The sequence below is a fragment of the Campylobacter sp. IFREMER_LSEM_CL2101 genome, assembly GCF_025771825.1.
GTDB classification, from domain to species: Bacteria; Campylobacterota; Campylobacteria; order Campylobacterales; family Campylobacteraceae; genus Campylobacter_D; species Campylobacter_D lari_C.
Window position 1 is genome coordinate 1 of sequence record NZ_JAKMQZ010000002.1, and the last position, 15,783, is coordinate 15,783.

Consider the following 15,783-nt stretch of genomic DNA (forward strand, 5'->3'; position numbering starts at 1 on the left):
TCTTTTCTTGTATTTTATCTACATCAATACTTCCAACAATTATTTTGCTTATTGAGTTTTGCTAGCTTTTTTTCATCTTCTTTACAAGGTACAAGCCCTATAAATACTTTATTTTATCACAGTAACCACCCCTAGTTAAGTTAAAAATTCATCTTTAGAGCGACATCTATTATCTTTTTCCATTAAAGATAAAAATTTGTCCTCCACAAGAACCATCATCTTCCCAACCATTATTATTTTCATCATTAATACCAACTTGAGTATCTTCATCTTCGATATGGCTAGTACCATCTATACAAGGAAATGGAGTGCATTGATACTTATTATCCGTTAAAACCATCATTATTAGAATCTATCGCTAAATTATCTCTAAGCTTTTGGAATGGTAATTTCAATAAACGATATATTGTCACAACATATACTAAAAATCCAAAAGAAAGTAATATATTATAATGCAACATAACACTATTTAAAAAATTTTTAACTACATTTTTTATACTTCATTTGGTATTTGCACTTTTTGAATTTGTATTTTGGTTAATACTTGTGTTTTACTCCCACAGTCTATCAAGCATAGCATTAAAAAGCTTAGTGGTATTAGTTTCATTGCTTTTGGATATATAGTTTTTAACATCATCAACCCTTGTTTTGATTTGGTTTTTTTGAGTATTTACATGAAAGAGTGCTTTTAGCTCTTGTTCGTGTCTTGTTTTAAGCTCTTGAGTAATCCTCGTGAGTTCATTATTTACACTCAAAGCTAAATTTAAATCACTTTGACTTTTTTCTAATTTTGCGTTTGTGCTATCTAGCTTAAGATATAAAAATACATTAAGCATAAGCATTAATGCTAAAGCAATATAAAGCTTTGTATTGTTAAATAAAAATGACATATTGTTTGTAGTTTAAAGTAGGTTTTTGTATAATACTTTCAAGGGTTAGCCGTAGGTCTGACCCCCTCTATGGCTTAATCTAACCCTAGAAAGTAGGTGATTAAATTTGAGCTATATAATCCACATAATCTTTATAATTATACTACTAAGTATGATTATAGTCAAGGCTTATTAACCTTGTCCCCTTTTTTAGGGGGGGGGATTATGTGGTAACCTACTCTAAGCTTACTCCTTTCTAAAATTTATTCGTGATTTCTAATTTTATATTTGATAAATCTTGCTGATATAACAAGTCATATAATTTTTTACAAGCTTGTCTGCTTTGACCGATACTTTCATCACTCTTAGTTAAACCTAGTAAAATACAACCTTTTGTATTTTAATAATTACATATTTATCATCTTTTACTCTCAAACATTGTTTTCTAAATAAACTTTCATTTCCAAACTATAAGTTTTGCAGCGTTTATAAACTAGACTTTATTTGTTTATAAAGCAATTGTTGTTAATATTTTGAAAAAATTTAGAGAAAAATCATGAAAGATCTTAAAAAATACATTGCAAATTCCAAACTAACACGCCTTGAAGTTTTATATGAAAAATTAGTAAAGTCTGAAAATGGCATAACTATAAAAGAACTAGCCCAAGAACTCAATGTAAGCGCTAAAACCATAAAAAGAGATATGCAAGGGGTTTTTGAGCCTATGGGGCTTATTAAAAATGGAAGAAAATGGCGTATCGATACAAGCAAAGATACACAAGAGCAAAATGATGAAAAAATAATCCTTGAAGTGCTTGATACTATGGCAAAAAGTGCTGGAAACAGCTTTTATGCTAAGGCTCACCCTCTACTTTCTAAACTTTCTCAAAACATTTCTAATCCCATCCACACTAGTCTAGATGCAGAAAAACTAGAAGAAAAAGATTTAAGCAATTTTCAAATTCTCGAACAAGCCATCAACACCAAAACACAAATTGTCTTTAAATATGAAAATAAACTTTTCCAAGTAAAACCTCTAAAACTAGCCTTTTTTAGTGGGTTTTGGTATTTGCTTGCTTTTGATATGAAAAAACGTGATATTTTCAAAAAATTTTATTTAAAAAATATCCAAAACATCACCCTAACCCAAGAGCATTTTCAAACCGATGAGAGTTTAGAAGTAAAACTTCAAAGAGTAAATTCTATATGGTTTAGCCTTGATAAGCCTTTTACAGTAAGGCTTTTAATAGAAGAACCTATACGAAAATACTTTGAAAGAAAGCCTCTAAATTCACAAATCATCACCGGTAAAGACAAAGATGGCTCCATAGAAATAGAGCTTGAGATAACTCATGAAATGGAAATTTTACCTTTAGTGTATTATTACATACCTTATGTAAAAGTTTTAGAACCTGATTTTATAGCAAATAAAGTCAAAGAAGTAGTTGGAGAATACCTTGATCAAATAAGCAAATGATTGCTTATTTGTTTGGTTTTAATTCATTGTTTATATTTTCTAAAGCGCTTTTTATGGTATTCTTGTCTAAAAATTCTTTTAAAATTTCACAAAATTTTTTCGTCCATTCTCCATAATTTTCTATAAGCCAATACGCAAAAGCATATTTTTCTTTAAAGTTAAAATTTTCAAATTTATTATAGTAATAATGATCACCACTTCTGCGGATATTATCAGATTTTTCTACATTTGATTTTTGAAAATGCTTTATGCATTTATTGTATATTTTTTTATTTTTTAAATAATTCATTTTAAAAGTCAATCCAAAGCCACTATAATCACTTTTTCTAAAATAAACACCCACGCTAGGCCACACATCATTACCATCATCTTCATAAATTTTTGGATAAAAATCAAACCAATCGTAATTAACTCTTTTCTCATCAAGCTTACATCCAAACCATTTTATACCACATATAGTTCGTTCTTTTTCAAATTCTTTTTCAAGTTCATTAAAAAAATCACTTACTAATTCTTTGCAAATTTCATCCCATTTCTCTTCTACTATTTCTTTTGCTTTTTTATATTTTATATCTTTAGAATCACTTTCATCTTTTAATTTTATAGCATTGTTTAAATTTTCTTTACTCGATTTCAAAAATTCCATGACATAATCTTTAGCCACATAATCATCTATAGCTACATACCAAGTTAAAAGAGTTTTATACTGATTTAAAGTAAAAATCACATTTTGCATATCATTTTTAAATTTTTTATCAATTTCATTGTTTTTAACTTTATTCTCACATACACCTATACAAGCATTAATCCACTCTTTTATCCATTTATAATCTAATTTTAAATAAAAACTCATTTTTTTATCATAGCTATCATATATAAGATCATCATTTATTTTAAATCCATTTTTTGTGCCTAAGCTATATTTACTAGGCTCGGTATCTTCATTTTTATGCAAATAAATAGTAAGTATATTTTCATGAAAATCATCTATATTTTTAACTTTTTCTTTTATGTGTTTTATGTAGTCTTTGAGTTGATTTGGTTGATCTTTTGCATAAAGTTTATTTTCTATGATGATATATCTTTTATCTTTTAAACTTATAAGTATATCGATTTTTCTATTATCTTTAGCACAAGCTTCTGTTTCTACGCTTTCTATGTCATGGGCTGTAAGATTTTTAAATTTCTTAGCTTTTGTGTATCTTCCAAGCTTTTTTAAAAACTCATTTGCAAAAAGCTCTTGATAATGATCACCATGTGGATCTATCAAATAAGCTATAAATTTAGAATGATAGTTTTCTTTATACTCAACTCCCAAAGCTTCAAAAATATTTATATCACTCATGCCTTTTTTGGTATTTTCTTCAAATTTATCATTAACACTTAATAATTCTTCAATAAAATTTTTCATTCACAAAGCCTTTAAGTATTTTTCACTATTATACTACAAAAATATAGACTACCATTGTCTGCTTTTTTTAGCTATGATTTTTCAAATCATTCAAAAAAAGGATTAAAAATGCTTCAAACCATGAAACACATCCTAACTCACACCGATGAGACTTTACTTGCAAAGAAATTTGGCTATAACAATGTAGAAAAATTTACTAAAACAAAAACTTTGTTTTTAAAATGCGAAAGCATACAAGAATGGCTTTTGAAAGGACATTATGACATGGTAAATTCCTCTTTAGAATTTATACAAAAATTTGATTTTATTTTAGATAAAGAAATTTTAAATTCAATTTTAGAACAAAATGTTTTATTAAAAGATAAACACATAAAATTACAAGAAGCAAAAGCTATCATAAAAACAAATTTTAAACGCAAAAGCGAACCTTTGCATACTTTGATGTTTTTATCTCACTTACGCGTGCTTAAATTTCCTATTAGCAATGATATGCTCTATCTTGATAAAACACAAGTCATGCAAAAGCTCAAAGAACTAGCTATAAAGCATTATGAAAATTCACAAGGCAAATTAAAACTTTGGGGAGATATCTTACAATATGACATTATTTATGATGATGAGTTGTTAGTTTTAAGCATGCTAAAGAGCGATGAATGATAGCCATTTCTACACTTTTATCATCAAAACATAAAAGAATTTATCAAAATCTTGTGCGAAATTTTACTAAATTTAACATCGCTTTTAAAGAAATACCAAGTAATAATATATGGTTAAGAGATTTCATGCCTTTAGTGTATGAAAATACAGCGACAAGTTATATTTATAATCCTGATTATCTTAGAAACTATCCGCATTTAAAAACCACTATAAAACCTCTAAAAAATCACTTAAATTTAATCCTTGATGGAGGTAATTTCATAAGAAAACATGATGTTGCCTTTATGTGTGAGAAAATTTTTAGCCAAAATCCAACGCTTAGCAAGGAAAGCATTATCCATACTTTAAAACAAAGCCTAAATTTAAAACGCATAGTCTTTTTACCAAAACAAGCTTATGATAGATACGCACATAGCGATAGTATGGTAAGATTTATAAGCAAAGATCATGTGCTAATCAATGATTTTTCTTTAGAAAATGTGCAATTTTTTGAGAAATTAAACACCGCTTTAAAAGATTTTAAAGTTACAAAAATGAGCTATTCTAAAGAATTTATGCAAAAATACAAATGGGGTGCGTATTTAAATTTTTTAGAGTTTGATAAGGTGATTTTTGTGCCAACTTATGATATAGATGAGGATGAGAGAGTTTTAAGCTTTTTACAAAATATCTATAAAAATAAACAAATCATAGGTATATATCTAAAGCCTATTATCAAAAAAGGTGGAGCCTTGCATTGCATTAGTGCTAATATTTTACAATGATTAAATTTATTTAAAGGATTAAAAATGGAAAATCAAGAAAGAGTTGAATTTATCAATCGATTAAATGATGATACTAAAAAGAAATTTCTAAAACTTTATTTAAAAGGTGTTTTTGGAAGTAAGGAAATTACAAAAAAACTAATCAAAGCAAAATCATACAATCTTAACATTGAAGAAATAGTAAGAGAAGAATTAGAACCAAAATCAAAAGATAAAAACTATGTGGCAAATTTAAAAAATCATTATGAAGTGGTAAGAAAGAAGTATAGAATCAACAAAAAATGGAAAAATGAAAATGAAAAATTTAGTGCAATCGATAAAATGGTTGAAGAAAAATTTGAAGATATGAAAAAATTTGCCATGTGGTATGAAAAAGCGTATTTGAAAATCGATGAAAAAAATCGAACATGCCACTACTGCGGTATCGAAGAAGATAAGTTAAAAAAACTATTTGAAAACAAACTTATAAATTCCAAAAAACCATCTTTTAATAGCTCATTGCAAATTGAAAGGCTAGATCCAGATAAAGGCTACAATGAAGAAAATTGTGTTTTAGCCTGCTGTATTTGCAATAATGCAAAAAGCGATATGATAAGTGCTAGTGATTTTAAAGATTATTTTAGTGATAGTGTTAAAAATTTCTATAAAAACCTGTTAAAAAACATAAAACCCAAATAATTCTCATAACTAGACAACTAAAGTCTAGTTATTTTGTTTATAATTGCATTATATATCTTAGTTTAAAGGTTTATAATGCAAACAAATACTTCTACTCTTACTCACATTGCGGATTTTGATTATTACTCACATAATGTAAAAGTCATCTCACTACACGCACAAATGCTCTCAAACAGCAAACAAATCAAAAAAGATTTTTACAGCGAATTTGAAGATACACTAGAAAAAGATAGTAAAATCCCTAGTTTTATCTACAAACAATACTCCAAATTTATCTATCCTAGCTTTTTAAAGAAAAATCTAAGTTATCTTAAAAAATACTTAAATTTTACTCAAGCAGAATGTGATGTGTTTGCGTTTTTTTACTATGCAAACAAAGGTAGATTTGCTTTACACCAAGGTTATAGCACTGCTTTGGGCAAAAAGATCATAGAAAAAATTTTCAACCACACTTCAAAAGATGTCAATAAAGCTTTAAGTGATGATTCTATGCTTTTTAAACTAGATGCCTTGTGTTATTATGATAGCGATGCCTTTGGTATAGATATAAATAATTTTGATAGCATTTTCACTCAAGATATTAGCAAAACTACACTTATGAGTGAGTTTTCGTATTTTTTACCTAAAACTAGACTAAATTTGAGTGATTTTGACTATATACAAGAGGAATTAAATACTATCATTACTTTTTTAAAAAAACGCCAAAAAGGAAATATTTTTATATATGGAAAAGCAGGCGTAGGCAAAAACGAACTTAGCGCACTCATAGCTAAAGAGCTTAGTAAAGAAGCGTTGTGTGTTAAAGATTGCGAAAATGATAAAAAATCAAGTAGAATTTCAAATTTTTACGCACTTAAAAAGATACTCAATCCAAAAAAACAAATGATAGTCTTTGATGAGTGTGAAGATAGTCTTTGCTATGATTCTTTAAAAGAGAAATTAAAAATCAATAAAATCTTAGATGAAGAAAATGGCATTTGTGTATTTTTATCAAATTCTAAAGACATGGATGAGGCGTATTTGAGGCGTTTTGATGTGATTTTAGAGCTTGAAAGTATGCCTAAAGAAAAGAAAATTCAAAATATAAAAAAGTTATTTAATAAGAAAAATATAAAAATAGATGAAGCCATTATAGAAAATATAGCTTCTCATCCTGAACTTTCTCAAGGGGTTATTTTAAAATGTGCAAATAATGCTAAGATCTTTAAAAGCAAAAGCCAAGAAGTATTTGTAAGATTGATCAATGAAAATTTAAAAGCAAGATCACTTCAGGGCATTTCAATGCCAAAAAAAGACAAAAAATACGATTTAAGCTTGATAGAATGTGATTTAAATTTACAAGAACTAATAAACAATATCGATAAAAATTCAAGTTTGAGAATTTTAAGCTATGGCATAGCAGGTAGTGGAAAAAGCGAGTTTGGCAAAGAACTAGCTAATGTTTTAAACAAAACTTTACATTCTTATAAACTTAGTGATATTTTAGATCCTTTTGTGGGCAATAATGAAAAAAATATCGCAAACATTTTCAAAAAAGCTTCTAATGATAATGCTATCTTACAGCTTGATGAAATCGATGCGTTAATTTATAGTAGAGATGAAGCAAATAAAAGCTGGGAAAAAAGCTTAGTCAATGAAATGCTTATGCAAATGGAAAATTTTGAAGGTATTTTCATAGCTTCTACAAACTACCTACAAAACCTTGATAAAGCTAGCATAAGAAGATTTGATCTAAAGATAGAATTTCAAGCATTAAAGCAAGAAAAACTTTTAAAGGCTTTTGAATTTTTTGCTAAAGAATTAAATTTAAGCTTTGATAAAAAGCAAATTTCAAAAAGGCTCTTAAGACTTCAAAACATTTGTTTGGGCGATTTTGCGCTAATTCTTAGACAAAATAAAATTTTTAAAATCAAAAACGCCGATGAGTTTTTAGAAAAATTAGAAAAAGAATCAAAACTCAAATCAGATGATGAAAAAATCAATATGGGATTTTTATAAAAAGGATAAAACTATGAACATAACACTTCAAGGAACAATACACAAAAGCTTTGTATTTGGATTTAATGATATAAAAGCAAAAGAACACATTAAAGCATTATATAAAACAAACAATGATGAGTTTAATTTCCAAACACAAATTCAAAACGTAGAAAATATACAACTACTAAGCCAAAGTTATCATTTAGAAAATGGATATTTTTTAGATGTAAATACTCAAAGCAAACTTTTGTCTTTTGAAAATTTTTTAAGTCAAAATTATGTGGATTTTAAATATTTTTGTGTTGTTGATTTTATAAAACATAATGCAAAAATACACTATAAATTAAAAGAAACAAACACAAAAAGCAAACTCTATCATCTTGCAAGTGCATATGCCTTTCCTAAAAATGGCTGGATAGATAAAAAAGTGCTAAATATCAACGACATCTCACCTTATCAAAACATGCTTATAGAAGGGTTATTTTATATTAAAGAGCAAGAATTGCTAGAAATTATAAAACAAAATGAAAATTTGATAAGAAATAATTTTTATTTAAAAGATTATGATTTTTCAAAAGGTTTAAAAAAACTTTTAGATGTGAGTTTGGATATTTTATTTGCTAATATTAGCACGAAAAATTTTAAACCCTATAAACTAGAAATAAACTCTATCGCTCACGAGGATATAGAAAGAAAAATTTCTTTTGTTAAGCTACTAAAATGATTGTTTTAGTAGCTCTTTGATCCTTTCTATAAATTGCGTTTCTTTTTGGGTAATATACTCAAGAGTAATTTCTTTATCTTGACTATCTTCAAGAAAAATTCCATCAACTATAAATTTATACTCATCTGAAAGGATAGAATTTTCACTATGACATTTTGCTTTTTCAAATTCTTGCATAGGATATAAAAGTCCACCTAAAAGCACTTTGCCTATCTTTTGATAATACCCCATATAAGTATGAATTTGAAACAAATCATTTCTGTCTAAATCTCCCATGCCATTTTGGCTTCTACCTTCCATTTTCATTCTTTTATATTTAGTATCAAAAACCATGTATGTATCATCTTTAGACAAAACAATATCAGGTATTATATAGCGTTTATAAAAGCTATTTTTATAAATTTCAAGCTTTGGAGAATCAACCATATATTCTTCAAAATTATTTCTTAAAAGCTTGCTTATATAAATTTCAAAAAGCTCTGCTATATTAACGATAAAACCATAACTTTTTTGATCATTTTTATTTTTACTAGTAAAATTTTGACTTTCTATGATCATTTTTGCATATTTTAAAAGCTCTTTGTAGTTTTGATAGTTTTGATTTCTCAAGGCTTTGCTAGAAAAGGCTTTGTTTAAACTTTCTTTTATAAAACAATGCTCGCTTTTATTTTGCACTAAATAGGTTTTTATATGCTTTACATTTTTTAAAAAGCTTGAATTTTTCTTTTCTATGACTTCTAATGCTTTATATAATACATTAATAATATGCACATCCTCTATTTGCTCTCTTGTTTTTGTAGCAACCTTTGCTTTTAAAGGGATATTGTGTTTTATAAATTCAACCATATCGATATTTCCCTTAAAACGCAAGTCGTTGTATTTTTTACTTTGATAATTTTTAGGCAAACCTATCAAAAAACTTTTTTCAAGTTTTTGCACAAAGATGTAAAAAAGTATAAACTCACTTATATTGCTTTCTTTTTTTACATCTTGATAAATACTCACATCATCAACAAATACATCATTAGCATAATTTAGCATTCTTTCTAAGAACTTCTTGCCAAACCTGGAATTTATCTCAATTTCCAAACCATTATAAGAAATTTTTCCTATATAATTTCCACTAGCAATTTGCCTTTTATTTTCTTCAATCGTTCGTAATGAAATGATAGGATTTTTAGCATTTTTGCTTAAAATTTTTTCATCATCATTGAAAAAAGAAAAGAAATTTCCATTTTTTATAAAATCTTCAAAATACAGATCAAAATCTTGTATTATTGAAGATTTTTGATCTATTTCTATAAAGCTATTATCATTTATTTTTATCATCGTTTTTTTCTATAACAAAAAGTTTTTTTAATTTATCCAAGGATGCTTGTATGTCTTTTTCACTATATTCGCTTCTTAAATACTCTTTTAAAAGCGCTTCAAAGCGGTTGCTAAAAAGTTTTTTCATATCACTATCTTTAATCTCATCATTTTTAAATTCAATTTTTAGAAAATAAGAATGCCCAAGTTGATACTTTTCACCTATATCTTTACTAATTTTATCGTTTAATTTTTTACAAGCTTGTGCGTATTCTTCAATATTATTTGCATAAATTTCATCTCTTATTACATTATAATCACACTCCATTTCTTGCCATATAAAGCGTCTTCTAAGCGCTAAGTCAAAGCTATCTATACTTTTATCTAAATCATTCATAGTTCCTAGTAAAAACATATTTTCAGGCACATAAAAATCCTCATCATCTCTCATAGAGGCATATTGTGTTTTTATCTTGCCTTTTTCTCCTCTATACTCAAGTGCATAAAGTAATTCTCCAAAAACCCTAGATAATTCCGCACGGTTAATCTCATCAGCTATGAAAAAATACCCATGATCACTTAGAGCTTCATTAAAATTTCCTTTTTCTAGTTTTTCTAAAAATCCTTTTTCTTCTTCTTTTGCTTTATCACAAAATTCTCTAAAAATTCCATTTTTAAGCTCAAGTTTCAATTGTCCATTTTCAATCCCTGTAGGTTTAATACCTTCTATAAAATCCTCATAAGAAAAACTTGGGTGAAATTGAGTAATGAGCATTTGATTTTCATTTTTAATGATATTTTTTACATTATTTACTATAGTGTAGGTTTTTCCAGTTCCAGGAATTCCATGAAAAATGATGTTTTTATGCGTTTTTAAAAGCTTTTTAAAGCCTTCTAAATCATTGCTTTTTATATCTGCTTTGCCACATAAATTTGCAAAATCATAAGCTGCTTGATAAAGTTTATAATACGCACTTTGCTTTATATCTTTACTTTCATCTTTTTTATCTAATTTTTCTTTTGTAATTAAAGCCAAATCAGAATTTTTTATCTTATCAATCAAATTTAAAAATTGATCTAAAATATAGTATTGTGGAAGATTATCTGTTCTTTTTACATTAAGTTTTTTCAAAACAAAATCAAAATATACTTGTTCGTTATTTGAAGTATTTTCTTTTTTTCTTTTCTCAAGTTCATCTTTTGAATTTTTATTTAGCATTTCAAAGATATACTTAGCGGTATTTACAGAAGCATCATTTGCAAGTGGAAATTTATCATCTTTAAGTGGAAATTTATCATCTTTAGGTGGAAATTTATCATCTTTAAATTGCATCCAATACGCTAATTCTCTGGCTGTAGCTTTCATACCTTCTACATTTTCAAGCTTATCGAGTAATTGTGTCAAGTTTCCACTTTCATCTGAAGCATCATTTATTATTTTAAGATTATCAACTAATTTTTTTTCATCTTTTAATAAATTCGTAGCATTGCCTTGCATTTTAGCACTATTTATACTTTTATCCCACCATTTTTCAAAAATATCTTTTTTAAAATTACCTTGATTGAAATCTATCTCGTCTATTTTTTCTTTACCAAATGTTTCGCTAAAATTATCCACAATTTTGCTTTTTGTTTTTAAAAATTCACCATTTTCATCAAATTTAATATGCATAGTACTTTTATTACTATAATCGTTTAAATATTCCTCAAAAGCACCTTTTAATTTATAAAATACCTCACTATTATCTTCATAAATTTTCTTGGTTAAATCTTCAAATTTCGATTCAATATCATCATTTTCTAAAATTACACTATTTCTTTCTCTACCAAATTTAGTATGATAAATATAACATTTTCCATCTTTATCAAAAAAATAACCAAAATTTTTATCTTTAATTGCATTTAAACTAGTTTTTAAATCACTCATAGTTTTCCTTAGTTTTGATTTTTATAATTATAACTTAATTTTTGCATTGTTAATTATACCAAAATAAAAAATTTAAAATAGACAAACACAGTCCACTAAAATAAACTACAATTGTAAAATAAAAAATATCAAGTCATGGAGGTGTTAAAAAATAAAAATCAACATAAAAATTTAAAATAACAAATCAAAAAACAAAGGAATAAAATGAAAAAACTATTTTTAATTTTAAGCATATTAATGTGTATATGCTTTACTTTTACTAATGCTGAAGTAAATTATACAACAACACAACAAGATATAACAATAGAAAAAACCATAGATAACAATACAAGCACAAAAATAGCTCAAGAAGATTATACCAATACAATAATCATCACCATAGCTATCTTGATATATATCATCATAGCTGCAGTGCTTGTGTATTATGGATTAAAAGGCAAGGTAGTCATATATAGAAATACAATAGATCTTAGCTTGTGTGTTGGATTATTTGCTGTATTGCCTTTAGCCTTTATAATCTTTATGACATTATTTCTAATGCGAATAGAAAGAGATACTGCGCTAATGATTATGGGTGTCATTGCTTTTATATGGGCATGCGTTGTATTATATATAGCATACACAACACTAAGAGATAATCGTAATAATCCATCACTAATGATTTTAATACTACCTTTAAAAATAACATTAGGATTATGGTATGGACTTAGTATTTTTGCAGTTTTGAGAAAAAGCAATCTTAAAACCGTAGCGCAAAGAAGAGAAGAAAAACAAAATGCGTTAGCACGCTTTGCTTTTTCAAGCGGACTAATTTATGCTCTAATGCGAGATAAACCTTTGAAAAAATAATACTCTAGCCTATTTTAATAAAAATAGGCTAAAATTCAAACAAAACAACAAAGAAAGGTAAATAATGTTTTTTTCAAAATCAAGATACACAAGAGGCACACAATGTGCTAAGTCTTTATGGCTAAAAACTTACAAAGATGAAGTACTAAGTACCCCAGAGAATACTTCGGATAAATTTAAAACCGGTAACAAAGTAGGCGATCTAGCCTGTGAGCTTTTTCCAAATGGAGTAAAGATAGAATTTGAAGGTAGTTCTTTGAATGAAAAATGCGAACAAACTAGAAAACTATTAGAAAATAACCAAGAAGTGATTTACGAAGCTACTTTTTGCTATGATGGCATTTTGATCATGATAGATATTTTACAAAATACTAAAGATGGTATGATCATTAACGAAGTAAAAAGCTCTACATCTTTAACAAAAACACCTACTTCCAAAGTAATTAAAAAAACATATATAGATGATTGTGCTTTGCAATATTATGTTTTGTCAAATTTGGGTTATAAAATCAAACAAGTTAATCTAATCCACTTAAACAATAAATACTATAGAGGTGATTTTCTTGATATAAATCGACTTTTTAAGTTCAATGACATCACAGATAAAGTTATCCAAAACCAAGAAGAAGTTAGAAAAAATTTAAAATACTTTGAAGAAATTTTAAGTAAAAATGAAGAGCCAGATATAGACATAGGAACACATTGTTTTGATCCTTATGATTGTGATGGATATAAGTATTGTTGGGTTGAACAAAGAAATTTATGTGAAAATGAGAATATATTTAGCATTTCAAAATCTAATAAAATTTTTAATTTGTACCGTAAAAACATAATCAATTTTAAAGATATAAAAGATCTGTCTACTTTTACCGAGAATCAACAAATCCAAATCAAAGCTTCACTTAATAAAGAAATCTACATAAACAAAGAAAATATCAAAAAATTCTTAGATACACTAACCTATCCCATATATCATCTAGATTTTGAATCCTTTACGCAAGTCATACCTGAATACAGGGTAGTCAAGTCTTATATGCAAATTCCTTTTCAATATTCTTTGCATATAGACTATAAAAACAAGTTAGAGCATAAAGAATTTTTAAGCGAATGTGGGATCGATCCAAGATATGAACTTGTAAGAAATTTGATCAATGATATACCAAAAGATGTTTGTGTGCTTGCTTATAATGCAAGCTTTGAAAAAAGTGTTATAAGAAATTTAGCGCTTGCTTTTCCTGAATTTAGCGAGCATTTGTTAAATATAGAAAAAAATATCAAAGATCTTATGATACCTTTTCAAAATAAAGATTATTATCATTATAAAATGCAAGGGAGTTATTCTATAAAAAAAGTCTTACCAGCTCTAATCCCTGATATGGAGCAAGCTTATAAAAATTTAGGTTTAATCCAGAATGGAAGCGAAGCTATGAAAAGTTTTGAAACTATGCAAAATATGGATGAAAACAAAAGAAAAGCTCTCCGCCAAGCCTTACTAGAATACTGCAAACTTGATACTTTAGCTATGGTAAAAATTTTAAAGCATTTAGAAGAGCTTGTAAAATAATAACTATATTAAAAGTTACTGCTTAGAGTTTTTATATCAATCTCTAAGCAAAAATCATCAAACTAGACAGCAGTAGTCTATAAAAATACATTATAATAAAATATTATATCAATCAAAAAAGGAAAACATGTGAAAACAACACTTTTAAAACTAGATAAAAATCTTGCTAATAAAAAAATAATAAATTGTGGTGTTATAAAAAAAGATGAAATGTATTATGCAAGTTTTGAAGAAGATTCGATCTTATTTGACATCAATGGAAATATACTAAAAAAAATCGCTGGCAAGATTTATCACTTAAATGATGATTTATATGGACTTTGCTGCACAAAAGCAAAATGTGGTCTTATAGATAAGCAAGGAAATTTAGTCTTAGAAGCAAAGTATGATGATATTTATGATTTTAGCGAAGGTTTAGCTAGAGTTGAGCTTAATGGAAAATGGGGATTTATAGATAAGCAAGGAAATTTAGTTATAGAAGCAAAGTATGATGATATTTATGATTTTAGCGAAGGTTTAGCTAGAGTTGAGCTTAATGGAAAATGGGGATTTATAGATAAGCAAGGAAATTTAGTTATAGAAGCAAAGTATGATGATATTTCGTATTTTAACAAAGATTTGGATAAAGTTAATCTTAATGGAAAATATGGCTTTATAGACAAAAAAGGAAATTGTATCATAGAAGCAAAGTATGATGATATTTATGATTTTAGCGAAGGTTTAGCTAGAGTTAAGCTTAATGTAAAATTGGGATTTATAGATAAGCAAGGAAATTTAGTTATAGAAGCAAAGTATAAATTTGCTAAGAGTTTCAGCGAAGGCTTGGCCGGAGTTAAGATTAATAGAAAATGGGGATTTATAGATAAGCAAGGAAATTTAGTTATAGAAGCAAAGTATGATGATATTTATGATTTTAGCGAAGGTTTGGCTGGAGTTAAGCTTAATGGAAAATGGGGATTTATAGACAAGCAAGGAAATTTAGTTATAGAAGCAAAATATGATGATGCTTTAAGCTTTAACGAAGGTTTAGCTGGAATTGAGCTTAATGGAAAATGTGGTTTTGTAGACAAGCAAGGAAATTTAGTTATAGAAGCAAAATATGATAAGGTTTGGATTTGTAACGAAGGTTTAGCTAATGTTGTACTTAATGGAAAATGGGGTTTTGTAGACAAGCAAGGAAATTTAGTTATAGAAGCAAAATATGATAATGCTTTAAGCTTTAACGAAGGTTTAGCTGGAATTGAGCTTAATGGAAAATGGGGCTTTATAGATAAGCAAGGAAATTTAGTTATAGAAGCAAAATATGATGATGTTTTTCCTTTTGTTGAAGGTTTAGCCGAAGTTATGCTTAATGGAAAATATGGCTTTATAGACAAAAAAGGAAATTTAGTTATAGAAATAGAGTATGATGTTGTCTTGAATCTTGTTGGTGATTATGAATATGATTACATGGGTTTTGCAGATATAGATGAAAATTGTTGTTATAGTGAGATACTAAAATTTGGTACGAATTTATTTTTACTTAAAAAAGGCGAAGAATTAAAACTAAAAAACCTAAATTAATTTAAAATATTT

Annotated in this window: 14 protein-coding genes; 9 read left to right on the forward strand and 5 right to left on the reverse strand. The window is 27.0% G+C overall.

Annotation, left to right across the window (positions count from 1 at the left end):
• Positions 1-169: 169 nt before the first annotated feature.
• Together L8V88_RS01350 and L8V88_RS01355 are read right to left on the reverse strand one after the other, a co-directional pair.
• Positions 170-343 (reverse strand): hypothetical protein, encoded by a 174-nt coding sequence (locus L8V88_RS01350; RefSeq protein WP_263726473.1) that lies wholly within the window; start codon positions 341-343, stop codon positions 170-172.
• 208 nt (positions 344-551) lie between these two features.
• A complete protein-coding gene (locus L8V88_RS01355; protein ID WP_263726474.1) occupies positions 552-890 on the reverse strand; it encodes a hypothetical protein in 339 nt (112 codons plus the stop codon).
• Between the two features lie 535 nt (positions 891-1,425).
• Here L8V88_RS01355 and L8V88_RS01360 point away from each other — a divergent pair.
• Positions 1,426-2,346: a helix-turn-helix transcriptional regulator gene (locus L8V88_RS01360; RefSeq protein ID WP_263726475.1), complete on the forward strand. Its 921-nt coding sequence runs from the start codon at positions 1,426-1,428 to the stop codon at positions 2,344-2,346.
• Between the two features lie 4 nt (positions 2,347-2,350).
• Here the strand turns inward: L8V88_RS01360 and L8V88_RS01365 are convergent, their stop codons facing one another.
• Positions 2,351-3,757, reverse strand: a complete 1,407-nt coding sequence (locus tag L8V88_RS01365) for a PD-(D/E)XK nuclease family protein (protein WP_263726476.1) — start codon at positions 3,755-3,757, stop codon at positions 2,351-2,353.
• 108 nt (positions 3,758-3,865) lie between these two features.
• On the opposite strand from L8V88_RS01365, the gene L8V88_RS01370 reads away from it, so the two are divergent.
• From L8V88_RS01370 to L8V88_RS01390, 5 genes are all read left to right on the forward strand, one after another.
• Positions 3,866-4,414 carry a hypothetical protein gene (locus tag L8V88_RS01370; protein ID WP_263726477.1) on the forward strand — a complete coding sequence of 183 codons (549 nt, stop codon included), beginning with the start codon at positions 3,866-3,868 and terminating at the stop codon, positions 4,412-4,414.
• Entirely contained in the window at positions 4,411-5,178 is a 768-nt protein-coding gene (locus L8V88_RS01375) for an agmatine deiminase family protein (protein WP_263726478.1), read from the forward strand. The genes L8V88_RS01370 and L8V88_RS01375 overlap by 4 nt, the downstream gene beginning before the upstream one ends.
• 24 nt (positions 5,179-5,202) lie before the next feature.
• On the forward strand, positions 5,203-5,856 hold the full coding sequence (locus L8V88_RS01380; RefSeq protein ID WP_263726479.1) for a hypothetical protein: 654 nt from the start codon (positions 5,203-5,205) through the stop codon (positions 5,854-5,856).
• Positions 5,857-5,931: 75 nt separating this feature from the next.
• Positions 5,932-7,854, forward strand: coding sequence for an AAA family ATPase (locus tag L8V88_RS01385; RefSeq protein WP_263726480.1), 1,923 nt, complete (start codon positions 5,932-5,934; stop codon positions 7,852-7,854).
• A 13-nt stretch (positions 7,855-7,867) separates the two neighbouring features.
• Positions 7,868-8,560 (forward strand): hypothetical protein, encoded by a 693-nt coding sequence (locus L8V88_RS01390; protein ID WP_263726481.1) that lies wholly within the window; start codon positions 7,868-7,870, stop codon positions 8,558-8,560.
• Here the strand turns inward: L8V88_RS01390 and L8V88_RS01395 are convergent.
• The gene (locus L8V88_RS01395) at positions 8,552-9,889 is read right to left on the reverse strand and encodes an McrC family protein (protein WP_263726482.1); all 1,338 of its coding nucleotides are present in this window, start codon (positions 9,887-9,889) and stop codon (positions 8,552-8,554) included. The genes L8V88_RS01390 and L8V88_RS01395 overlap by 9 nt on opposite strands.
• Positions 9,873-11,795 carry an McrB family protein gene (locus L8V88_RS01400; protein WP_263726483.1) on the reverse strand — a complete coding sequence of 641 codons (1,923 nt, stop codon included), beginning with the start codon at positions 11,793-11,795 and terminating at the stop codon, positions 9,873-9,875. The genes L8V88_RS01395 and L8V88_RS01400 overlap by 17 nt, the downstream gene beginning before the upstream one ends.
• A 183-nt stretch (positions 11,796-11,978) precedes the next feature.
• Here L8V88_RS01400 and L8V88_RS01405 point away from each other — a divergent pair, with 183 nt between their 5' ends.
• From L8V88_RS01405 to L8V88_RS01415, 3 genes are all read left to right on the forward strand, one after another.
• Entirely contained in the window at positions 11,979-12,644 is a 666-nt protein-coding gene (locus L8V88_RS01405; RefSeq protein ID WP_263726638.1) for a YIP1 family protein, read from the forward strand.
• Between the two features lie 64 nt (positions 12,645-12,708).
• Positions 12,709-14,208: a DUF2779 domain-containing protein gene (locus L8V88_RS01410; RefSeq protein WP_263726484.1), complete on the forward strand. Its 1,500-nt coding sequence runs from the start codon at positions 12,709-12,711 to the stop codon at positions 14,206-14,208.
• Positions 14,209-14,337: 129 nt separating this feature from the next.
• A complete protein-coding gene (locus L8V88_RS01415; RefSeq protein ID WP_263726485.1) occupies positions 14,338-15,771 on the forward strand; it encodes a WG repeat-containing protein in 1,434 nt (477 codons plus the stop codon).
• Positions 15,772-15,783: the final 12 nt, after the last annotated feature.